The organism is Streptococcus sinensis (assembly GCF_000767835.1).
GTDB lineage: Bacteria > Bacillota > Bacilli > Lactobacillales > Streptococcaceae > Streptococcus > Streptococcus sinensis.
Genome location: NZ_JPEN01000075.1, coordinates 1 through 21,003, shown reverse-complemented (window position 1 = coordinate 21,003; position 21,003 = coordinate 1). Strand labels below are relative to the sequence as shown.

23 protein-coding genes are annotated in these 21,003 nt (G+C 43.8%); 15 read left to right on the top strand and 8 right to left on the bottom strand.

Translation table 11 applies throughout. The features are described 5' to 3' along the window. Positions 1-217: 217 nt before the first annotated feature. The 6 genes from serS to SSIN_RS06980 form a co-directional block, all read right to left on the bottom strand. Positions 218-1,495 (bottom strand): serine--tRNA ligase, encoded by a 1,278-nt coding sequence (gene serS, locus SSIN_RS07005; protein WP_037617313.1) that lies wholly within the window; start codon positions 1,493-1,495, stop codon positions 218-220. Between the two features lie 212 nt (positions 1,496-1,707). Beyond that, positions 1,708-2,079: a DUF956 family protein gene (locus SSIN_RS07000; protein WP_037617311.1), complete on the bottom strand. Its 372-nt coding sequence runs from the start codon at positions 2,077-2,079 to the stop codon at positions 1,708-1,710. A gap of 70 nt (positions 2,080-2,149) precedes the next feature. Beyond that, entirely contained in the window at positions 2,150-3,061 is a 912-nt protein-coding gene (locus SSIN_RS06995; protein WP_037617310.1) for a PTS system mannose/fructose/sorbose family transporter subunit IID, read from the bottom strand. 18 nt (positions 3,062-3,079) lie between these two features. Beyond that, positions 3,080-3,883, bottom strand: coding sequence for a PTS mannose/fructose/sorbose transporter subunit IIC (locus SSIN_RS06990; protein WP_037617308.1), 804 nt, complete (start codon positions 3,881-3,883; stop codon positions 3,080-3,082). A gap of 44 nt (positions 3,884-3,927) precedes the next feature. Next, the gene (locus SSIN_RS06985; protein ID WP_037617307.1) at positions 3,928-4,917 is read right to left on the bottom strand and encodes a PTS sugar transporter subunit IIB; all 990 of its coding nucleotides are present in this window, start codon (positions 4,915-4,917) and stop codon (positions 3,928-3,930) included. A gap of 348 nt (positions 4,918-5,265) precedes the next feature. Beyond that, positions 5,266-6,078, bottom strand: a complete 813-nt coding sequence (locus SSIN_RS06980) for a Cof-type HAD-IIB family hydrolase (RefSeq protein WP_037617305.1) — start codon at positions 6,076-6,078, stop codon at positions 5,266-5,268. 159 nt (positions 6,079-6,237) lie between these two features. On the opposite strand from SSIN_RS06980, the gene SSIN_RS06975 reads away from it, so the two are divergent. The 5 genes from SSIN_RS06975 to lytR all read left to right on the top strand — a co-directional run bounded on the left by SSIN_RS06975 (position 6,238) and on the right by lytR (position 10,783). Continuing rightward, complete coding sequence (locus tag SSIN_RS06975) at positions 6,238-6,840, top strand: DUF1361 domain-containing protein (RefSeq protein WP_037617303.1); 603 nt, start codon at positions 6,238-6,240, stop codon at positions 6,838-6,840. 164 nt (positions 6,841-7,004) lie between these two features. Continuing rightward, positions 7,005-8,426, top strand: coding sequence for an NCS2 family permease (locus tag SSIN_RS06970; RefSeq protein ID WP_037617301.1), 1,422 nt, complete (start codon positions 7,005-7,007; stop codon positions 8,424-8,426). A 201-nt stretch (positions 8,427-8,627) separates the two neighbouring features. After that, positions 8,628-9,068: a tRNA (adenosine(37)-N6)-threonylcarbamoyltransferase complex ATPase subunit type 1 TsaE gene (gene tsaE, locus SSIN_RS06965; RefSeq protein ID WP_037617299.1), complete on the top strand. Its 441-nt coding sequence runs from the start codon at positions 8,628-8,630 to the stop codon at positions 9,066-9,068. Beyond that, positions 9,061-9,582, top strand: coding sequence for a GNAT family N-acetyltransferase (locus SSIN_RS06960; protein ID WP_037617297.1), 522 nt, complete (start codon positions 9,061-9,063; stop codon positions 9,580-9,582). The genes tsaE and SSIN_RS06960 overlap by 8 nt, the downstream gene beginning before the upstream one ends. Before the next feature lie 7 nt (positions 9,583-9,589). Continuing rightward, complete coding sequence (gene lytR / locus SSIN_RS06955) at positions 9,590-10,783, top strand: glycopolymer--peptidoglycan transferase LytR (protein ID WP_037617294.1); 1,194 nt, start codon at positions 9,590-9,592, stop codon at positions 10,781-10,783. Between the two features lie 47 nt (positions 10,784-10,830). On the opposite strand, the gene SSIN_RS06950 is transcribed toward lytR, so the two are convergent. Together SSIN_RS06950 and SSIN_RS06945 are read right to left on the bottom strand one after the other, a co-directional pair. Then, entirely contained in the window at positions 10,831-11,115 is a 285-nt protein-coding gene (locus tag SSIN_RS06950) for a hypothetical protein (RefSeq protein ID WP_037617292.1), read from the bottom strand. A 9-nt stretch (positions 11,116-11,124) separates the two neighbouring features. After that, a complete protein-coding gene (locus SSIN_RS06945; RefSeq protein WP_037617288.1) occupies positions 11,125-11,535 on the bottom strand; it encodes an HIT family protein in 411 nt (136 codons plus the stop codon). Positions 11,536-11,609: 74 nt separating this feature from the next. Between SSIN_RS06945 and SSIN_RS06940 the strand changes: the two genes are divergently transcribed. From SSIN_RS06940 to rbfA, 10 genes are all read left to right on the top strand, one after another. Further along, a complete protein-coding gene (locus SSIN_RS06940; RefSeq protein ID WP_037617286.1) occupies positions 11,610-12,341 on the top strand; it encodes an ABC transporter ATP-binding protein in 732 nt (243 codons plus the stop codon). After that, positions 12,338-13,384 (top strand): ABC transporter permease, encoded by a 1,047-nt coding sequence (locus SSIN_RS06935; protein WP_037617281.1) that lies wholly within the window; start codon positions 12,338-12,340, stop codon positions 13,382-13,384. Before SSIN_RS06940 ends, SSIN_RS06935 begins: the two co-directional genes overlap by 4 nt. Positions 13,385-13,434: 50 nt before the next feature. Further along, the gene (ccrZ, locus tag SSIN_RS06930; RefSeq protein WP_037617278.1) at positions 13,435-14,229 is read left to right on the top strand and encodes a cell cycle regulator CcrZ; all 795 of its coding nucleotides are present in this window, start codon (positions 13,435-13,437) and stop codon (positions 14,227-14,229) included. Then, entirely contained in the window at positions 14,226-14,864 is a 639-nt protein-coding gene (gene trmB, locus SSIN_RS06925; RefSeq protein WP_037617270.1) for a tRNA (guanosine(46)-N7)-methyltransferase TrmB, read from the top strand. Before ccrZ ends, trmB begins: the two co-directional genes overlap by 4 nt. Positions 14,865-15,053: 189 nt before the next feature. After that, positions 15,054-15,542, top strand: a complete 489-nt coding sequence (gene rimP / locus SSIN_RS06920) for a ribosome maturation factor RimP (protein WP_037617268.1) — start codon at positions 15,054-15,056, stop codon at positions 15,540-15,542. 58 nt (positions 15,543-15,600) lie between these two features. Continuing rightward, positions 15,601-16,809 carry a transcription termination factor NusA gene (gene nusA / locus SSIN_RS06915; RefSeq protein WP_342341879.1) on the top strand — a complete coding sequence of 403 codons (1,209 nt, stop codon included), beginning with the start codon at positions 15,601-15,603 and terminating at the stop codon, positions 16,807-16,809. Positions 16,810-16,820: 11 nt separating this feature from the next. Further along, on the top strand, positions 16,821-17,117 hold the full coding sequence (gene rnpM, locus SSIN_RS06910; protein ID WP_037617263.1) for an RNase P modulator RnpM: 297 nt from the start codon (positions 16,821-16,823) through the stop codon (positions 17,115-17,117). Continuing rightward, complete coding sequence (locus tag SSIN_RS06905; protein WP_037617261.1) at positions 17,110-17,409, top strand: YlxQ-related RNA-binding protein; 300 nt, start codon at positions 17,110-17,112, stop codon at positions 17,407-17,409. The genes rnpM and SSIN_RS06905 overlap by 8 nt, the downstream gene beginning before the upstream one ends. Positions 17,410-17,425: 16 nt before the next feature. After that, positions 17,426-20,227 carry a translation initiation factor IF-2 gene (infB, locus tag SSIN_RS06900; protein ID WP_037617259.1) on the top strand — a complete coding sequence of 934 codons (2,802 nt, stop codon included), beginning with the start codon at positions 17,426-17,428 and terminating at the stop codon, positions 20,225-20,227. Positions 20,228-20,468: 241 nt separating this feature from the next. Further along, positions 20,469-20,819 carry a 30S ribosome-binding factor RbfA gene (gene rbfA / locus SSIN_RS06895; protein ID WP_037617258.1) on the top strand — a complete coding sequence of 117 codons (351 nt, stop codon included), beginning with the start codon at positions 20,469-20,471 and terminating at the stop codon, positions 20,817-20,819. The last annotated feature ends 184 nt before the right edge of the window (positions 20,820-21,003 follow it).

Here is a 21,003-nt window from a genome sequence, read left to right as displayed (position 1 = left end):
ACAAAATAGGCTCCATAATCCCTGCGGTGGATTTACCCACTACAGAAATTATAGAGCCGTTTTATTTAGCTTCGTTGACCAACTGTATAAAATGGGTGAAAACTCTCATATACAATTCATTTTGGCAGAAGTTATATTCAAAGAAAATCCTTAGACCTTATTAGAGGTTATTGATTGCTAGTCGATGTACAAATTGCAGATATCACAGTGGATTCGCTTATTCTGCTGTAATGACTTCCAAGCCCCCCATGTAAGGACGTAGGACTTCAGGAATGGTCACAGAACCATCTTCATTTTGGTAGTTTTCTAAGATAGCAGCGACTGTGCGTCCGACAGCAAGTCCAGACCCGTTGAGAGTGTGGAGGAGTTTGACCTTGCCATCTGCTTCATCACGGTAGCGGATTTGAGCTCGACGAGCTTGGAAATCTTCTGTGTTAGAGCAGCTGGAAATTTCACGATAGGTGTTCTGAGCTGGAATCCAGACTTCCAAGTCGTAGGTTTTAGCAGCTGAGAAGCCCATGTCTCCGGTAGAAAGAGCAACAACACGGTAAGGCAAATTGAGCTTTTGCAGGATGTTTTCTGCATTGGCAGTCATCTTTTCCAACTCTTCATAAGATTCTTCGGGTTTGGCAAACTTGACCATTTCAACCTTGTGGAATTGGTGCAGGCGGATCAGACCGCGCGTGTCACGACCAGCAGAACCAGCTTCAGAACGGAAAGATGGGCTCATAGCTGTGAAGTAGATTGGTAATTCCTTGCCATCTAGAATTTCGTCTCGATAGTAGTTGGTCAGCGGAACTTCAGCAGTTGGAATCAGAACGAAGTTGGTATCAGCCAGCTCAAACGTATCTTCTTTGAACTTAGGATATTGCCCAGTACCAAACATAGAGTCATGGTTGACCATGTAGGGAGTGATGACTTCTGTGTAGCCTTCTTTGCCATGCTCATCCAACATGAAGTTGTAGATAGCGCGCTCAAGTCTTGCTCCTAAGCCCTTATAGAAGAGGAAGCGAGCACCAGTAACTTTTGCACCACGCTCCCAGTCCAGGATATCCAAGTCTTCGCCTAAATCCCAGTGAGCTTTAGCTTCAAAGTCAAATTGGCGAGGTGTACCCCAGCGGCGGACTTCTACATTGTCATCCTCGTCTGCCCCGACTGGCACGCTATCGTGCGGAATGTTTGGCAGGGTTGTGGTGAACTCGGTCAATTTAGCATCTAATTCAGCCAAAGTAGCATCTAAGTCCTTCACTTTGGCAGATAGTTTTTGCATGGCTGCAATCTTGTCATCCGCATTTTCTTTGTTGCGCTTGGCTTGGGCAATCTCAGCAGAAACGGTGTTGCGCTCTGCTTTGAGATTTTCTACTTTCACCAACAAATCACGTCGTTGCTCATCAATTTCCTTCATTTGATTGAGAACATCAGCTGCTACGCCACGGGTAGCTAATTTTTCTGCGACAGCATCAAAGTCTGTCCGAATACGTTTTAAATCTAACATAAGACCTCCAAAAATAAAAGCACACCGAGGAAACTGTTGGAGCGGCTAGGCCGCGGTTCCATCCAACTTCACAGGTGTGCACTTGATTATGTATGTAGTTGTATTGCAACGGTAGAATTTCACACTAGGCTCCTATCTGCTCGCAGCACCCGCAGACTTTCTGAAAGAAGCGATAGTCTTACTTATCCGTTTCCTAGATTATACAGGATTTTCTATTTTTTTGCAAATAGATTTTTAAAGAATTGGCCAATTGTTTGCATCAAGGTAGGCAATTTGACGACTTTTTCATTTCCGATATGTTGACGAGCTATTTTGAGAATCTTTCCGGTGTCCTTAGATGCAAAGAGAAACTTGCCCTTGTCTGTAAAAACTTCAAAATGGCGACTGATATTTTTCCCAGAGACATTGGCACCGATTTGCTGGATGCTTGACCAAGGTAGCTGGATATAGTCTTCTACATTGGCGTCAGCGTAGAATTCCAGTGCGACATCACCGACCAAAAACTTCCCAACCTTGCCACCCAAACCAAGATAGGAAACTCCTGTCGTTTGAAATTCAATCGATTTATTTTGCGATTGCGCCATAAAACATCTCCCTTTTAAATGATATAGCTATTATACCACAATAAAAAGAAGGCCGAAACCTTCTTTTTGATTACATCAAACCAATTAGGCGAGCAACGATACCAACAACGAAAAGTCCGATGATGATTGTGATTGGTGAAACTTTCTTCTTAAGCAACCACATGCAGAGGAAGGTAAGGAGAAGTCCCATCAAACCTGGAATCAAAGAGTTAATTTGTCCTTGAAGGGTATTTGTCTTTTCAGGAGTCAAGCTCAAACCGCCTGCAACATCACCCAAGATTTTTTGAAGTTGCTCACCAGTTACGGCCCCTTTAGGGAAGTTGATGTAAGCTCCTTCAGAGAGCTTTGTAGATGGCAGCTGAAGCGCAAAGCTAACGTTTACCCAGCGTGCAACCAATACAGCCAAGATAAACATACCAAGGATTGAAGCACCTTTAGTGATGTCTTGGAGGATACCACCAGACATGTCTTTTGTGATTTCAGAACCAGCCTTATAACCCAATTCTTGAGTGTACCACAAGAAGGCCATACGGATTGCATTCCAAAGAACGAAGAAGAGGAGTGGGCCGATGATATTTCCTGACAGAGCAAGAGATGCACCGAGCGCTCCAAGGATCGGACGAACTGTGAACCAGAAGACAGGGTCACCGATACCAGCCAAAGGTCCCATCATACCGATTTTAACCCCTTGGATAGCTGCATCGTCAATTTCTGCACCATTTGCTTTTTCTTCTTCGAGGGCAAGTGTTACACCGATGATTGGAGCAGCAACGTATGGGTGAGTATTGAAGAATTCCAAGTGACGCTCAAGAGCAGCAGCTTGATCTTCTTTTTTAGTATAAAGTTTCTTGAGAGCTGGAATGAGTGCATATGCCCAACCTAAGTTTTGCATACGTTCGTAGTTCCAAGAACCTTGCAAGAAAGTAGAACGCCACCAAACTTTTTGACGGTCTGATTGTGATAATTGAATTTTTTCAGTCATGATATAGCAGCTCCTTTCTTAGTAGTCTTCTAGGATATCGCCGATTGGGTCGTTAGATGTAGCAGAACCGCCACCACCGTTTCCGCCTTTCTTAGAAAGGTTGAGGTAGATAAGGGCGATCGCTACACCGATAGCACCAAGGGCAATCAAAGTCAATTGGCTAACAGCAGCAAGAGCAAAACCGATAGCAAAGAATGGCCATACTTCGCGAGTTGCCATCATGTTGATAACCATAGCATAACCAACGGCAACAACCATTCCCCCGCCGACTGCCATACCGCCTGCCAACCAATCAGGCATCATAGCAAGCAAGTTTTGCACTGCTTCTGCAGGGATTGCAAGAAGAAGGGCTGCAGGAACAGCGATACGAAGACCTTGAAGAAGGAGAGCTACAAAGTGAGCACGTTCAACGCTAGCAAAATCACCTTTTTTAGCAGCAGAGTCTGCAGCGTGAACCAAGGCAACAGAGATAGTACGCACGATCATAGTAAGGAAGAGACCAGCTACGGCAAGAGGAATCGCGATTGTAGTTGCAACTGTGATACCTTTGTCAGTGAAGTCTCCACCTTGCACCATGATGATAGCAGCAGCAACTGAAGCCAAAGCAGCGTCAGGAGCAACGGCAGCACCGATGTTAGCCCAACCAAGAGCGATCATTTGAAGAGATCCGCCAAGGATAACACCAGCAGTTAAGTTACCAGTTACAAGACCGATCAAGGTACATGCAACCAATGGTTGATGGAATTGGAATTGGTCCAAGATACCTTCAAGACCAGCTAGGAAGGCAACAAAGACTACTAAAACCATAGAAATAATAGACATGTTTTAAATCCTTTCATAATAATATGAGAGCGAAACGTTTAAGATTATTGAACGTTGGCTTTGTTAATTAAGTCAAACAAATCTTTTTTAGAGTCATTTGGTACTTTACGTACGTCGAATTCAACTCCGAGATCACGCAATTTTTCGTAAGTAGCTACATCGTCCTTGTCCATTGACAGAACGTTGTTGACCATTGTCTTACCAGTTGAGTGAGCCATTGAGCCGACGTTGAGAGTCTTGATTGGCACACCGCCTTCGATAGCGCGTAAGGCATCTTGTGGAGTTTCAAATAAGATAAGAGCGTGCGTATTACCGAAACGTGGATCTTTTGAAACAGCAATCAGTTTATCAATTGGAACAACGTTTGCTTTAACATTACCAGGTGCAGCTTGTTTGATGAGTTCTTTACGAAGTTCATCCTTAGCTACTGAGTCAGAAGCAACGATGATACGGTCTGCTTTTGAATCTGGAGTCCAAGCTGTTGCAACTTGTCCATGCAACAAACGAGTATCGATACGAGCAAGGTTGATTTTGAGCTTGCCGTCTCCGATAACAGTTCCTTCTGGAATAGCTGCTTGAGCAACAGGTGCGGCAGCAGGTGCAGTACTTTCTGCAACTGGGTTCAGTTCTTCTGGAAGTGCTTTTACGCCTTCCTTAGCTTCCTTGATGATATTTGCAACGACAGCATCTACGCCAGCGTTTGCATCCATCATGCGCTCTGTGTAGGCTTGAATTAGCATAGGTAGGTTCAAACCTGTAATAATCGCGAACTTGCGGTCTGGATTTTCACCCATGACACGGCTAGCTTGGTTAAATGGAGACCCACTCCAAAGGTCAGCCAAGACCAATACCTCATCGTTCGCATCAAACGAAGCCACAGCATCATTGAATTTTGCATACAAATCGTCAGGACCTTCGTTTGGCATGAAAGTTACAACTTGAACTTTCTCTTGCTCACCAAAAATCATAGAACCTGACTGATGAATGCCGGCAGCAAATTCACCGTGGCTGGCAATAATGATTCCAATACTCATTATTGTTTTTCCTCCTTATAAAATGTTTGACTTAAGTTTAAGAAAACTTTAAGGCTAGATATTATTATAAAACGTTTTCATGAAAAATGCAAGTGATTAGGCTAAAGTGACATCGATTTTCAAATAAATTTCTCAGAAAAAAGCCTATTAAATCACCATTTTTCATACTTTTAAGCACTTAAATAATTAGATAAAAATTAGGAAATGGTATTAAATCTATTAATATATGAAATGAAAAGAAAACAGTTGAAAGCAGAAGTTGAAAAATGAAATTTATAATGTTTGAAAGTATGTTTATTTTCCTGAAATAAGAAAAAACGAATCCTATTTAGGACTCGTCCATTGACTTTATAAGAATAAATTGTTAAGCTCATGTGCCACGCCGTCTTGGTCATTGGTCAGTTTAAGCTGCTGGTCAGCGAAGGGAAGCAGGGTTTCATTGGCATTTTTCATGGCATAGCCTGTTCCTGCAAACTCCAGCATTTCTGTGTCATTCTGCTCATCACCAAAAGCGATTAGGTTTTGGCGGTCGACATTGAGGATATTGAGCAGATATTGGAGGGCGAAGGCTTTATTGACACCTTTAGGATTGCACTCTAGGATATTGAGCGGGCCTCCCCAAGTATTAATGGCGAGCTTATGCTGATAAAAAGCATTCATTTCAGCAGCAAGAGCATATTTATCGGTGGCGTGCGTTTGCAGCAAAATGGCATTAGGATTTTTGGTTACCAGTTGTGGTTGAAATTGATTTTCCGGTTTAAAATTCTCAATGCCAAACAGCTTAGGATCTGCGATTTCTTCATCCGGATTTGTGATGTAGAATTTTTTGCGGTATTCTCCGGCAATAAAATCAGCTTCGATTTCCTCTTTTCGCTGGACCATATCCAGTAAGAAGGACTTGTCTACCGTCAAGGACTGCTCAAACTCCCATTTTTTGTCAGGAATGTGCGTCAAGGAACCATTGAAATTAATCATAGGCGTATTGAGCTCCAATTCCTTATAAAAGTCTAAAGCCATGCGGTAAGGACGTCCAGTGGTGATGATGACCTTGTGTCCTTTAGCTGATATTTTTTTGATGGTTTCTTTTGTAAAGTCAGACAGTTTACTCTCGGAATTCAGCAGAGTTCCGTCCAAGTCTACGGCGATTATTTTTTTTGTCATTTTTTCCCTCGTCAAGTATGGTACAGTCTATTATAACAGAATTAAGCTTAAATGGCACAAGTTGTGGTATAATATTTCTTCAATAGATGAAATGCGATTGTTTTTTATTATTTTTCTTCTATAAAAGAGCGATATTTCGAGCGAAGGAGGAAATCTTGTATGCGCAAACCAATTTTGATTCACATTTTTTTCATGTTGATTTCGATTGTCGTATATATTCAGGGGATTAGTGTCCAAGGTCCGGATTTGATCTGGAACATGATTTTGGCACTGATTGCCTATGATGCTGCTGTGTTAACGACAATTTTCAACAAGCAAAAATGGCTCTACCCGATTCTGCTGATGGTCTGGCTGGTCTTTTATCCGAATACCTTTTATATGCTGACGGACTTGGTCCATATGACATGGGTTGGGGATACTCTGTGGAATCATGCTAGTATGCGTCTATTTATGGCTTTTGTGCCGAGCATTTTATTTGGGGTTTACTGCGGAATCGAAAGCTGGAATATCCTGCGTGAGCGCTGGAAGTTGACTTGGTGGCTGGATATGCTTGCGGTAGGTGTCCTGTCTTATCTGTCGAGTCTGGCAATTTATATCGGCCGTTATGACCGGCTCAACTCTTGGGATCTGGTGACGCGGCCACAGTTAGTTGTCCAAAAGTTACTGGAAACATTTCAGAGGGAACGTCTGGTATTTATCCTTGGATTTACCTTTATCCAAGTGATGAGTTTGCTCTTTTTAAGTAGAGAAAATAAAAAATAAGACACGTTAAAGTATTTTTTGGAGCATTAGGGTTGAAAAAGTGAATGTTTTTGAGTATAATCATATTATTGTTCGTAAATAACGAATAAGTAGCACTGTTTTAAAGAAAATCAGGAGTTCTCTTTTAATCAGTTGCCATAAAACAATTTAGGAGATTATCTATAATGGATAAATTATTTAAACTCAAAGAGCACGGTACGGATGTTCGTACGGAAGTTCTCGCTGGGTTAACGACTTTCTTTGCTATGAGCTACATCCTCTTTGTCAATCCAGCCATGCTGTCGCAAACGGGTATGCCGGCTCAAGGTGTCTTTCTAGCTACGATCATCGGATCCGTTGCTGGAACGCTCATGATGGCCTTTTATGCCAACCTTCCTTACGCACAGGCGCCAGGTATGGGGCTCAATGCCTTCTTTACTTTCACGGTTGTCTTTAGTTTGGGCTACACTTGGCAAGAAGCTTTGGGCATGGTCTTCATCTGTGGTCTGATCTCGCTCTTTATCACTTTGACTAAGATTCGGAAGGCTATTATCGAGTCCATTCCATCAGCTCTGCGTTCAGCTATTTCTGCTGGTATCGGTGTCTTTCTAGCTTATGTAGGGATTAAAAATGCCGGATTGTTGAAGTTTTCAATCGATCCAGGCAACTATGTAGTAGCTGGTAAGGGAGCTGACCAAGCCAAAGCTGCTATCACAGCCAATTCAGCTGCAACTCCGGGACTGGTTGATTTCAATAATCCAGCAGTTTTACTTGCCTTGCTGGGTCTAGCAATCACGATTTTCTTTGTTATCAAGGGGATCAAGGGTGGCATTATCTTGTCCATCTTTGCAACGACAGTCGTAGCGATTGCTGTTGGTTTGGTGGATCTATCTGCTATTGACTTCGGTCAGCATAATCTATCAACAGCTCTGAAAGAACTTGGACAAGTGTTCGGGGTGGCAGTTGGTCCAGAAGGTTTGGGAGCTCTCTTTGCTGATACGGCTCGTCTACCTCAGACATTTATGGCCATCCTAGCTTTCTCTCTGACGGATATCTTTGATACCATCGGTACCTTGATTGGAACGGGTGAAAAAGTGGGTATCGTAGCGACTTCTGGTGAAAACCATGAGTCAGAAGGTTTGGACAAGGCTTTGTACTCAGACTTGATCGGTACAACTATCGGTGCGATTGCCGGAACATCTAACGTTACTACTTATGTAGAGTCTGCAGCTGGTATCGGAGCTGGCGGACGGACTGGTTTGACAGCCTTGGTTGTAGCGGTCTGCTTTGCGGTGTCTAGCTTCTTTAGCCCGCTGTTGGCCATCGTTCCGACAGCAGCAACTGCGCCAATTTTGATTGTCGTAGGGATCATGATGCTGAGCAGCTTGAAAAATATCCAGTGGGATGACATGGCAGAAGCTATTCCAGCTTTCTTTACCTCCATCTTCATGGGCTTCACTTACAGCATCACAAATGGGATTGCAGCAGGCTTTATCATGTATGCTCTTGTGAAAGTTATCAAAGGTCAAGCTAAGGATGTGCATCCGATGATTTGGATCTTAAATCTACTCTTCATCCTTAACTTTATCAGCCTAGCTTTATCTTAAGAACACTAAGAAGTTGGAAATCTTCCAGCTTCTTTTTTGTATCAACAATCCTTTTATGATACAGCGGCTAATACTGGTCTTATCTCTTAACAGAAGATACATGAACGTCGTCAGTATAGACGTTCTAGAGATTTGTATTGAAACATGTTATTTTCTTTAAAAATTTAAGCGTAAAACCAAATCTTTTGGTATAATATAAGAATGTTTAGTCATAATGAGGAAGAATTAATCGAATGGGGCCGACGTCTTGGTAGTCTGTTGCAGGAACAAGATGTTTTGATTTTAACAGGGGACTTGGGAGCGGGTAAAACCACCTTTACCAAGGGTTTGGCTAGGGGTCTCGGTATTAAGCAAATGATAAAAAGTCCGACCTATACGATTGTTCGGGAGTATGAAGGCCGCTTGCCACTTTATCACTTAGATGTTTATCGGATTGGTGAGGATCCGGACTCGATCGACTTAGATGATTTTCTCTTTGGTGAGGGAATTACCGTCATTGAATGGGGAGAATTATTGGAGGGCAGTCTGCCAGATGATTATCTGAAACTGACAATTTTGAAGAAAGCTGATGGACGCGAGCTGGTCTTTGAAAGCAAGGGGCGCCGTTCTCAGGAACTACTTGAGGAGCTGAAGCATGGCTGAATTTGAATTGGCCTTGCGCGAGGCAGAACAGACGGATGCAGAGACTTTGATTGCTTTTCTAAATCAAGTTGGGGCTGAGTCGGATTATATGACCTTAGATGAAGCTGGGATTTTGATGGATGAAGGTCAGATGGCCAGTTTCATTCAGCACCAAACAGAGTCAGAGAATCAGCTCTATCTCTTAGCGCTGCTCGATGATGAAATCGTAGGTCTTGTTAGTATCACGGCGGATTTTCATGAGCGGATTCGGCATATTGGGCAAGTCTTTATCGTTGTAAAAAAAGCTTTTTGGAATCAAGGTCTCGGCCGTATCCTGCTGGAAGAGGCTTTGGCTTGGGCGGAGAATAACAGCATTCTCCGACGATTGGAGCTAACTGTTCAGGTCAGAAATGAGCGGGCTGTCCATCTTTATAAAGAGTTAGGTTTTGAAATTGAAGGCCTCCAAAAAAGAGGGGCTTATTTAACAGAAGGGATATTTCTGGATGTTTACCTGATGGGTAAGCTGATAGATTGATGGAAATATGTTTAAAAAAATTTTACTAATGTTTTTAAGTCTTTTCGCAGTAACGGCAATCGGAGTAGGGGCTTACGCTTGGACTATTTACAATCAGTCGACGGACACATTGTCACGCACTTATAAAGGTTTAGGAAATGAAACAAATGTCATTGCCGAAACCAAGCCTTTGACGATTCTCTTGATGGGGGTAGATACAGGAAGCGGTTCGCGCTCTGATGCCTGGCAAGGGAATAGTGACTCGATGATCCTCCTCTCAGTCAACCCCAAAACAAAGAAAACGGTTATGATGAGTTTGGAGCGAGACATTCTAACTCAAATTGATGAAAATGGTCAAACGACAGAAGCCAAGCTTAATGCGGCCTATGCTTATGGCGGTGCAGAATTAGCCATTTCGACGATTCAAGATTTGATGAATATCCATATTGACCGCTATGTGATGATTAACATGCAAGGCTTGGTTCAGCTGGTGGATGCGGTTGGCGGAATTGAGGTCAATAATACCTTTGATTTCCCGATTTCCATCGAAGAAAATGAGCCAGAATATACCGCAACTGTTGAGCCAGGTAAGCATTTGATCAATGGGGATCAGGCTCTGGTCTATGCTCGTATGCGTTATCAGGATCCAGAGGGAGATTACGGCCGTCAAAAACGCCAGCGTGAGGTTATTCGCAAAGTTGTTGAAAAAGTGCTGAGTCTCAATAGCGTTAGTCACTATCAAGCTATTCTACGAGCAGTGAGCAATAACATGCAGACCAATATTGCCTTGGATTCCGGAAGTATTCCTCAGTTGCTAGGTTATCAGGATGCTTTTAGACATATTCAATCTGAGCAGCTGCGCGGAGAAGACGCGACATTGGCAGACGGTGGCAGCTATCAGTTGGTAACTTCAGAGCATTTGCTTGAAATGCAAAACCTAATCCGTAAAACTTTGGGGATGGACTTGGTAAAAAGTTTGAAAACCAATGCGGTTCTTTATGAAGATTTGATGGGGGGCAATAGTCTCAGGAGTATAGATTCAAATTCGTATGAAGGATATAGCGGAGCCTATAATACTACCGGTCAGCCGGCAGCTTATGGTGGAAGGTATAATTCCTATTCGGCGGAGGTGCCTAGCAACACAGAAACAGCATCGGAAGTTTCTTATGTAGCACCGGCTACCACATCAGGGGTTAACGGTACTCCTACAACAGCAGAGTAAAAAACAAGCTCAAAGTTCGGTCTAACGGCTGACTTTGAGCTTGTTTTTTATTGATAGGATTCCCATAAATCCTTTATTTGTTCGATTTGAATTGTTGCTTGGTTTTCAAGAACTTTGTATTTGTAGCTTAAATCCTGAGTGATGTCTTTTAAGTTGTCTCTTTGTTCTTGGATGATGGCAAGGTTGCGTTGGATATTAGCTAGATTGTCCTGAATCTTGTCTAAGACATCTGCTGTTTCAGTGACTTCTTCTCGGATTTTTTGGCGGTTTTCAACTAACTTATAACTGGCTGTTGCGGCACCGATAAATAGGAGAATATTTGAAAGTTTCATAGTTCCTCCTTAAGCTTGGGCAATCTTCTCTGCTAATTCAGCCAAGGCTGTAAAATCTGGTTCGTGAGTTTCAAAGCTAATCTGCAGGCCATCCGTCTCCTCATAGCGAGGAGCTAGATGGACGTGGGTGTGAAAGACAGTTTGACCAGCGATTTCTTCGTTGTTATTAAGGATATTCATCCCCTTGGCTTTCGTTACCTTCATGACTTTGCGGGCAATGTCCGGTACACGGGAGAAGAGTTGACTAGTGCTATCTGCATCCATTTCCAGAAGGTTTCGGAAATGTTGTTTGGGAACAACCAGAGTATGGCCGGGTGTGACCTGAGAAATATCTAGGAAGGCCAGTACTTGGTCGTCTTCATAGACTTTAGAAGCTGGAATTTCCCCTGCAATAATTTTACAAAAAATACAATCAGCCATAAATGATACCTCTATTCGCTAGTTTTTGTTATAATTTAAAGTATAAGAACATTATACCAGAATTTGGAGAAAATATGTTAGAAATCAAGGGTCTTACAGGAGGCTATATCAATATTCCTGTCTTAAAAGATATCAGTTTTGAGGTTGGCGACGGTCAATTGGTTGGTCTGATTGGTCTTAATGGTGCTGGCAAGTCTACTACGATCAATGAAATCATCGGCTTTCTGACGCCCTACAAGGGAGAGATTCGGATTGACGGTTTACAGCTGCGGGAAAATCCCAGTGCCTACCGCAAGAAGATTGGCTTTATCCCTGAGACGCCTAGTCTCTATGAGGAGCTGACCCTGCGTGAGCATATTGAAATGGTAGCCATGGCTTACGATATCGAGCAGGAAGCTGCTTTCGAGCGAGTTGCCAAGTTGCTGGAGATTTTCCGGCTCAAGGATAAGCTGGACTGGTTTCCGGTGCATTTTTCCAAGGGGATGAAACAGAAGGTCATGATTATCTGTGCTTTCGTGGTAGATTCTAGTCTTTTTATCGTGGATGAGCCTTTTTTGGGGCTGGATCCGGTAGCTATTGCAGACCTTATCCAGCTCTTGGATGAGGAAAAGAAGAAGGGCAAGTCGATTCTGATGAGCACCCATGTTCTGGACTCTGCTGAGAAGATGTGCGATAGCTTTGTGATTTTGCATAAAGGACAGGTGCGTGCCAAGGGCAATCTAGCTGATTTGCGAGGACAATTTCAGATGCCAGAAGCTAGTCTCAATGACATCTATCTGGCCTTGACGGAAGAGGCTGCGGTATGAAAGAAGTATTTGCCAAACGAAAGCAGGATTTCCGTCAGCAGTGTCTGAAATACCTGCGCTATGTGCTTAATGATCATTTTGTCCTTTTTCTGCTGGTCTTCATGGGATTTTTAGGTGTCCAGTACAGTCAGCTGCTACGGCATTTTCCGACGAATCACTTACCAATCATTGCTAGTTTGATTGTTCTCTCGCTTTTTATCCTGCCTTTTGGGCGTATTGCGACCTATCTAGAAAAGCCAGATATGCTCTTTTTGCTAGTGCAGGAGCAGGCAGTGATTGATTTTATCAAGGAGCAGATTTGGCGCTCTTATCTTTTGTACGCAGTCTTACAGACTGGAATGTTGTTGCTGTTGGCTCCGCTTTTTCTGGCTCTGGGCTTACCAATCTGGGGCTTTGGGCTCTACTGCCTGCTTATGCTGCTGCTAAAATGGTTTTTATTTCAAGGCAAGGGAGGCCGCTTTTTTATGGCGGATCGCCTCAATTGGCAGTATGCGATTGCGGCTGAGGAGGGACGCAAGCAGAAGCTCCTGCGTTTCTTTGCTCTCTTTACCAATGTCAAGGGCATTTCGAACAGTGTCAAGCGTCGGGAGTATCTGGATGGTTTGACAAGACTCGTGAGCAAACAGCATAGCAAGACATGGCAGAATATGTTTTTGCGCTCCTATCTGCGCAATGGCGACTTGTTTCCTTTGACCCTGCGACTTCTGCTGTTAGCTCTGCTAACGATCATTTTTGTCAGCCAGTCTTGGATTGCTGCAGCTTTTGTTGTCCTCTTCAATTATCTCTTGCTCTTTCAGTTGCTTGCTCTTTATGAAGCATTTGATTATCAGTATCTCACCCAGCTTTTCCCGCTTGACAGAAAAGATAAGATTAAGGGAGCGAGGCAGATTATTACAGCGGTTGGACATAGTGTCTTGCTTTTTGAAACACTAGTGGCTTTGCTCTTTTTCCAAGATAGAGCCGCTGTACTGCCAATCCTTGGAGTCACAGTATTATTGTATCTTTTATATTTACCATTTAAATTAAATAGATTGGTTGACTAAAAGAGGTAAAACTAGTAAAATAGATAGGAAACTTTTTACGGAGGGGAATCATGGACTTGGTTGATAATGAGCTAACCCTGACACCAATAGCTGGTAAGAGTGGAAAGGCCTATATGGGGACTTATCCAGACGGGGGGCGCGTTTTCGTCAAGATGAATACAACCCCAATCTTAGCAGGCTTAGCCAGGGAACAAATTGCACCGCAGCTTTTATGGAGCCGCCGCTTACCGGATGGTAATGTTATAAGTGGGCAGGAGTGGCTTGCGGGCACGATCCTGACACCAAATGATATGTCTAAAAAGCAAGTGGTCAATATTTTAACGCGTTTGCATCGTTCGCGGCCCTTAATGACACAATTAACAAAGTTGGGCTATACTTTGGAAACTCCGATTGATTTGCTGAATGCTTGGCTAAATCAAGCACCTGCAGTTTTGAGGAACAATCAATATCTGCAGTCAGTTATCCGTGAACTGCGCCAAACAGTGCCAGCCTTTCGGGAGGATTATGCGACCATCGTTCACGGAGATGTTCGTCATAGCAATTGGATTGAAACGGACAGCGGTTTGATTTATCTGGTGGATTGGGATTCCGTTCGGCTAACCGATAGGATGCTGGATGTAGCCCATATCTTGAGCCATTATGTGCCGGATTCAGGCTGGCAAGAATGGCTGACCTACTACGGCTACAAGTACAATCAAACAGTTTTCAATAAAATGTATTGGTTTGGGCAATATTCCTACCTGATGCAAATTGCTAAGTATTACGAGAATAATGATTTGGAGAATGTGAACCGGGAGATTTACGCCTTACGCAACTTCCGTTCCAAGTATGGAAAGGTAAAATGAGAGTAAGAAATCGCAAGGGTGCGACAGAATTGTTAGAGGCAAATCCGCAGTATGTAGTCTTAAATCCAGCCGATGCTAAGGGGAAATGGCGGAAGATCTTTGGGAATGACCACCCTATTCATGTCGAAGTGGGTAGCGGTAAGGGAGCCTTTATCACTGGAATGGCCAAGGCCAATCCGACAATCAACTATATTGGTATTGATATTCAAAAATCCGTACTCAGCTATGCCTTGGATAAAGTGCTGGCAGCGGATGTGCCCAATATCAAGTTGCTTTGGGTCGATGGTTCAGATTTGACCAACTACTTTGAAGATGGGGAAATTGACCAACTTTATCTCAATTTCTCTGATCCATGGCCCAAGAAACGTCATGAGAAGCGCCGGCTGACCTACAAGTCCTTTCTGGATACCTTTAAGCGGATTCTGCCGGAAAATGGAGAAATTCACTTTAAAACAGACAACCGCGGCCTCTTCGAGTACAGCTTAGTTAGCTTTTCTCAGTATGGTATGAAGTTAAAAGGCGTGTGGTTGGATTTGCATGCCAGTGACTTTGAGGACAATGTCTTGACAGAATATGAAGAGAAATTCTCAAGTAAGGGTCAAGTCATTTACCGGGTTGAGGCAAAGTTTGAATAAATAGTAGTCTTGACAGGTTTGTGAGACTTAAGGATTATCCCAAAATTTCGGTGTTTTTCTATTTTTACCAAGAGAGATAAAAGCGAAATTTTTAAATCAAGCATATCCCTTGCTTTTCTATGCAGGCTGTGGTATACTGAAACTAGTAAATATGAAAGAGAGGCGAGGAAATATCTTCGCCTCTTATCTGTGAGGAGGTGCAGTCTTATCGCAACGATTGTTGAATTAGTAAGAGCAGTCATTGAGCCAGTCATCCAAGAACCCTATGAATTGGTGGATATTGAGTATGGCAAGATGGGCGGTGACTATGTTCTCAGTGTTTTTGTAGACAAGCCCGAGGGGATTACGGTCAATGATACGGCAGATTTGACCGATATTATCAGTCCTCTGTTGGACTCTATCAAGCCAGACCCTTTTCCTGACCAGTATTTTCTGGAGGTGACCAGTCCAGGCTTGGAACGTCCGCTGAAGACCAAGGAAGCTGTGGTAGCTGCAGTCGGCAGTTATATCCATGTCAGTCTTTATAAAGCACTGGATAAAAATAAGGTTTTTGAAGGAACTTTACTTGGATTTGAAGACGATGTCTTGCTCATGGAATATATGGATAAAACACGCAGAAAAGAAGTTGAAATTCCATATAGTCTAGTGTCAAAAGCAAGACTGGCCGTTAAATTTTAGTAATAGATAGCAATAATGAAGAAAGGAATACTTTTGTTTCGGCAAAAGTTACATGAAGATGAGTAAAGAAATGCTAGAGGCCTTCCGTATTTTGGAAGAGGACAAAGGTATTAAAAAAGAAGATATTATCGAAGCAGTGACAGAATCCCTTCGCTCTGCTTATCGTCGCCGCTATGGTCAAGCAGACAGCGCAGCTATTGAGTTTAATGAAAAAACAGGTGATTTCCGTGTCTACACTGTCCGCGAAGTCGTGGACGAGGTCTTTGACAGCCGCTTGGAAATCAGTCTCAAGGATGCCTTGGCTATCAGCTCTGCCTACGAGCTGGGAGATAAAATCAAGTTTGAAGAAGCGCCAGCTGAGTTTGGTCGCGTAGCAGCTCAATCTGCCAAGCAGACCATCATGGAAAAGATGCGCAAACAGACTCGTGCTATCACTTACAACACCTACAAAGAACATGAAAATGAAATCATGTCAGGGACAGTGGAGCGCTTTGACAATCGCTTTATCTATGTCAATCTAGGCAGTATCGAAGCGCAACTGTCTAAGCAAGACCAGATTCCTGGTGAGGTTTTTGCCTCTCATGACCGCATCGAAGTCTTTGTCTATAAGGTTGAAGACAATCCACGCGGGGTCAATGTTTTTGTCAGCCGCAGTCATCCAGAGATGATTAAGCGTTTGATGGAGCAGGAAATTCCTGAAGTTTACGACGGAACCGTGGAAATTATGAGCGTGGCGCGTGAAGCAGGTGACCGGACCAAGGTAGCGGTGCGCAGCCATAATCCAAATGTGGATGCTATCGGAACCATCGTCGGCCGAGGCGGCGCTAATATCAAGAAGATTACCAGCAAGTTCCATCCAGCTAAATATGACGCTAAAAGTGGCCGTATGATACCGACTGAAGAAAATATTGACGTTATCGAGTGGGTGGCAGATCCAGCTGAATTTATCTACAATGCTATTGCACCAGCAGAAGTGGACCAAGTTATCTTCCATGCTGAAGATAATAAGCGAGCTTTGGTTGTGGTACCGGATAATAAACTTTCTCTGGCTATCGGCCGCCGCGGTCAGAATGTCCGTCTGGCAGCTCATTTGACTGGCTTTAGGATTGACATCAAGTCAGCCAGTGAGTTTGAAGAAATGGAAGCAGCCAATGAACTCGGAGGCTTTGCTCAAGATGCGGAAGCTTTTGCAGCAGAAGAAGTCTCAACTGAGGAAGTTTTGGCTGAAGCAGAACTGGAAGAAAGTGAAGCAGTAGCCGCAGAATAAGGGAGGCAGATATGGCAAAAACAAGAAAAATCCCTTTAAGAAAATCAGTTGTGTCAAATGAAGTGATTGACAAGCGTGATTTATTGCGCATTGTCAAGAATAAAGAAGGTCAGGTATTCATTGATCCGACAGGCAAGGCTAATGGGCGAGGAGCTTATATTAAGCTAGATAATGAGGAAGCCCATCTGGCTAAGAAAAAGCGAGTTTTCAACCGCAGTTTCAGCATGGAAGTAGAAGAGAGTTTCTACGACGAGCTGATTGCCTATGTCGATCACAAGGTCAAGAGAAGAGAGTTGGGTCTTGAATAAAGAAAAACTAGCAAACTTGCTGGGGCTAGCCCAGCGGGCTGGCCGTATCATTTCAGGGGAAGAATTGGTCATCAAAGCCATCCAAGAAGGCAAAGTCCATCTGGTCTTTCTAGCTGAGGATGCTGGACCAAATCTAACGAAAAAGATTACTGATAAAAGCCATTATTACAAGATAGAAGTGTCAACCGTGTTTTCAACACTGGAATTAAGCTCTGCGATTGGCAAGGCCCGAAAAGTGGCTGCCGTCACAGATGCTGGTTTTACAAAGAAAATGAGGTCTCTTATGCAATAGAAGAGGAGGACAAGAATTGTCTAAAGTTAGATTGTACGAAATCGCAAAAGAACTGGGAAAGGAAAGCAAAGAGGTGGTAGCTCGTGCTAAGGAACTGGGCTTGGAAGTCAAAAGTCACTCTTCCAGCGTAGAAGCAGAAGCGGGTCAACGCATCAGGGATAGCTTTGGTGCCTCTAAGCCAGCGCCAGAAAAAGTGCCTGTTGCCCAGCCAGTACCGGAGAAAGCACCTCAAAAAGAGTCTGCTCCAGCCAAAAAGGAAGATTCTACGGCTGTTAAGCCAGAAAAGCCCAAAGTGGCAGATACTCCAGCCACAGCAGCTCCGGCGAAACCTGTTTCAGTTCGGCCGCAAAGTCGTAACTTTAAGGCAGAGCGGGAAGCTAGGGCCAAGGAACAGGCAGAGCGCCGCAAGCAGCAAAATAATCGCAAACCACAAAGTGGTGATAAGAAGGAGCGCGGCAATCGCGATCGCAACCAAGGTCGTCCTGACCGCAACACCAATAACGGCCGTCAAGATCGTCGTAATGAAGCTCGCAATGACCGTCGTGACAACCGCGGTCAGGATCGTAATCGAGGTGGTCAAAATAATCGTCCACAGTTGAATCAAGGTCCTAAAATTGATTTTAAAGCGCGAGCAGCGGCTCTGAAAGCAGAGCAAAATGCGGAGTACGCGCGTTCTAGCGAGGAGCGCTTCAAGCAAGCTCAGGCAGCCAGAGAAGCACAAGAACGTCAGAATAGGCGGAAAGAGCCAGTTCAAGCAGAAGTACCTGTTGTCGAAACGGTCAAACCTGCTCCGGCCGAACCTGCACCAACTGCAGCTCCCACTGCAGCACCAGTTGCAGTAGATACTCGTCGCAAAAAACAAGCCCGACCAGATAAGAAGCGTGATGAATTCGAACGCGAAGAAGATGGTCCAAGAAAACAACAAAAGAATCGAAGCAGTCAAAATCAAGTGAGAAATCAAAGAAACAGTAACTGGAATAATAACAAAAAGAATAAACGCGGAAAGGGCAACCACAATCAGGCTCCAAAACCTGTTACAGAACGCAAGTTCCATGAGTTGCCGACCGAATTTGAATATACAGATGGCATGACCGTTGCAGAAATCGCAAAACGGATCAAGCGCGAGCCAGCTGAAATTGTCAAGAAGCTCTTTATGATGGGTGTGATGGCAACGCAAAACCAATCTCTTGATGGGGATACGATCGAGCTCCTCATGGTGGATTATGGTATCGAAGCCAAACAAAAGGTTGAAGTGGATACAGCTGATATTGAGCGCTTCTTTGTCGAAGAAGGCTACATCAATCCGGATGAATTGGTAGAACGTCCACCGGTTGTGACCATCATGGGACACGTTGACCATGGTAAAACGACCCTCTTGGATACCTTGCGTAACTCTCGGGTAGCGACAGGTGAAGCGGGTGGGATCACCCAGCATATCGGTGCTTACCAGATTGAGGAAAACGGCAAGAAGATTACCTTCTTGGATACACCAGGACACGCAGCCTTTACCTCTATGCGGGCCCGTGGTGCGTCTGTGACAGACATCACTATTCTGGTCGTAGCAGCTGATGATGGTGTGATGCCTCAGACTATCGAAGCCATCAACCACTCTAAAGCGGCTAATGTACCAATTATCGTAGCTATCAACAAGATTGATAAGCCAGGTGCAAATCCTGAGCGTGTAATTGGTGAATTGGCTGAGCATGGTGTCATATCGACTGCTTGGGGCGGTGAGTCTGAATTTGTCGAAATCTCAGCGAAATTCAACCAAAATATCGATGAACTTTTGGAAACAGTCCTCTTGGTGGCTGAAATCCAAGAGCTCAAGGCTGATCCGACTGTTCGAGCAATTGGTACAGTCATCGAAGCCCGTCTGGATAAAGGAAAAGGTGCGGTTGCAACCTTGCTTGTCCAACAAGGTACGCTGAATGTGCAAGATCCAATCGTTGTCGGAAATACCTTCGGTCGGGTTCGGGCTATGACCAATGACTTGGGACGTCGCGTTAAGGTGGCTGGTCCATCTACCCCAGTTTCCATCACTGGTCTCAATGAAACTCCGATGGCTGGTGACCACTTTGCGGTCTATGAAGATGAAAAAGCTGCGCGTGCAGCCGGTGAAGAACGTGCTAAACGTGCCCTTCTCAAACAACGTCAAGCTACTCACCGTGTCAGTCTGGAAAATCTCTTTGATACCCTTAAAGCCGGTGAAGTCAAGTCTGTCAATGTTATCATCAAGGCTGATGTACAAGGTTCTGTGGAAGCCTTGGCTGCTTCCCTGCAGAAGATTGAAGTGGAAGGTGTCAAGATTACTATCGTCCACTCAGCGGTTGGTGCTATCAATGAATCCGATGTAACGCTGGCAGCAGCTTCAAATGCCCTGATTATTGGTTTTAACGTCCGTCCAACTTCTCAAGCGCGCCAGCAGGCGGAAGCTGACGATGTAGAAATCCGTCTCCACAGCATTATCTACAAGGTTATCGAGGAAATGGAAGATGCCATGAAGGGAATGCTGGATCCAGAGTATGAAGAAAAAATCATCGGGGAAGCCCTTATCCGCGAAACCTTCAAGGTTTCCAAGGTCGGAACTATCGGTGGATTTATTGTTATTAATGGTAAAGTTACCCGTGATTCCAAGGTCCGTGTTATCCGTGATGGTGTCGTGATTTATGATGGTGCTCTTGCCAGCCTCAAGCACTTCAAGGATGACGTTAAGGAAATTACCAATGGCCGCGAAGGTGGACTCATGATTGACGGTTACAATGATATCCAAGTAGATGACACGATTGAAGCTTACATCATGGAAGAGATTAAAAAATAAAAAACTTCCAGCGAAAATCAGGAATGCGATAAGAGAGTGGGACAGAAATCGGTAATTCGTTAGAATTCGATTTCGTCGTCCCACCTCCGCACAGTTGAGTAGGGCTGTAAAAGCTGATGAAATCAGCGTAGTAGAGCCCACTCAACCACTGCGTCTTGCTCGACAATCAAAAGACAATTGAGAGGCTAGGACTTTTGTCCCAGCCTCATATTGCAGAAGAAAAAATTAGAAAGGAAATCCTATGGCAAACAATTTTCGTGCAGACCGTGTGGGAATGGAAATTAAGCGTGAAGTCAATGAGATTTTGCAGAAAAAGGTTCGTGATCCACGGGTTCAGGGTGTGACCATCACCGATGTCCAAATGTTGGGTGACTTGTCCATGGCCAAGGTCTACTACACGATTATGAGTGACTTGGCTTCTGACAATCAGAAAGCCCAGCTTGGTCTGGAAAAGGCGACTGGTACCATCAAGCGAGAGCTGGGGCACAATCTTAAAATGTATAAGATTCCAGATTTGACCTTTATTAAGGATGAATCTATTGAGTATGGCAACAAGATTGATCAGATGTTGCGCAATCTAGAGAAAAAATAAGCAGGAACTCAGCTGAAACTAGCTGGGTTTTTTGCTTTTGATTTCCAGAAAAATAGGCCTTATGAAAAATGAATAAAGAACATAAACAAAAAAGATAATATTTTTTTAAAAAAAAAGCTTGTGTACGTTTGTCAATGATGTGAGACCAAACGAAAGTTATCTAAAAACTTGATATGGTATTCTC

Coding starts and splice junctions, on each gene's coding strand:
- SSIN_RS06980 (WP_037617305.1), bottom strand. CDS start 6,078: ATGACAAAAAAAATAATCGCCGTAGACTTGGACGGAACTCTGCTGAAT.
- SSIN_RS06975 (WP_037617303.1), top strand. CDS start 6,238: ATGCGCAAACCAATTTTGATTCACATTTTTTTCATGTTGATTTCGATT.
- rbfA (WP_037617258.1), top strand. CDS start 20,469: ATGGCAAACAATTTTCGTGCAGACCGTGTGGGAATGGAAATTAAGCGT.
- SSIN_RS06945 (WP_037617288.1), bottom strand. CDS start 11,535: ATGGCTGATTGTATTTTTTGTAAAATTATTGCAGGGGAAATTCCAGCT.
- rnpM (WP_037617263.1), top strand. CDS start 16,821: ATGGCAAAAACAAGAAAAATCCCTTTAAGAAAATCAGTTGTGTCAAAT.
- SSIN_RS06935 (WP_037617281.1), top strand. CDS start 12,338: ATGAAAGAAGTATTTGCCAAACGAAAGCAGGATTTCCGTCAGCAGTGT.
- serS (WP_037617313.1), bottom strand. CDS start 1,495: ATGTTAGATTTAAAACGTATTCGGACAGACTTTGATGCTGTCGCAGAA.
- SSIN_RS06960 (WP_037617297.1), top strand. CDS start 9,061: ATGGCTGAATTTGAATTGGCCTTGCGCGAGGCAGAACAGACGGATGCA.
- SSIN_RS06990 (WP_037617308.1), bottom strand. CDS start 3,883: ATGTCTATTATTTCTATGGTTTTAGTAGTCTTTGTTGCCTTCCTAGCT.
- tsaE (WP_037617299.1), top strand. CDS start 8,628: ATGTTTAGTCATAATGAGGAAGAATTAATCGAATGGGGCCGACGTCTT.
- lytR (WP_037617294.1), top strand. CDS start 9,590: ATGTTTAAAAAAATTTTACTAATGTTTTTAAGTCTTTTCGCAGTAACG.
- SSIN_RS07000 (WP_037617311.1), bottom strand. CDS start 2,079: ATGGCGCAATCGCAAAATAAATCGATTGAATTTCAAACGACAGGAGTT.
- SSIN_RS06985 (WP_037617307.1), bottom strand. CDS start 4,917: ATGAGTATTGGAATCATTATTGCCAGCCACGGTGAATTTGCTGCCGGC.
- SSIN_RS06940 (WP_037617286.1), top strand. CDS start 11,610: ATGTTAGAAATCAAGGGTCTTACAGGAGGCTATATCAATATTCCTGTC.
- SSIN_RS06995 (WP_037617310.1), bottom strand. CDS start 3,061: ATGACTGAAAAAATTCAATTATCACAATCAGACCGTCAAAAAGTTTGG.
- SSIN_RS06950 (WP_037617292.1), bottom strand. CDS start 11,115: ATGAAACTTTCAAATATTCTCCTATTTATCGGTGCCGCAACAGCCAGT.
- ccrZ (WP_037617278.1), top strand. CDS start 13,435: ATGGACTTGGTTGATAATGAGCTAACCCTGACACCAATAGCTGGTAAG.
- nusA (WP_342341879.1), top strand. CDS start 15,601: ATGAGTAAAGAAATGCTAGAGGCCTTCCGTATTTTGGAAGAGGACAAA.
- trmB (WP_037617270.1), top strand. CDS start 14,226: ATGAGAGTAAGAAATCGCAAGGGTGCGACAGAATTGTTAGAGGCAAAT.
- SSIN_RS06970 (WP_037617301.1), top strand. CDS start 7,005: ATGGATAAATTATTTAAACTCAAAGAGCACGGTACGGATGTTCGTACG.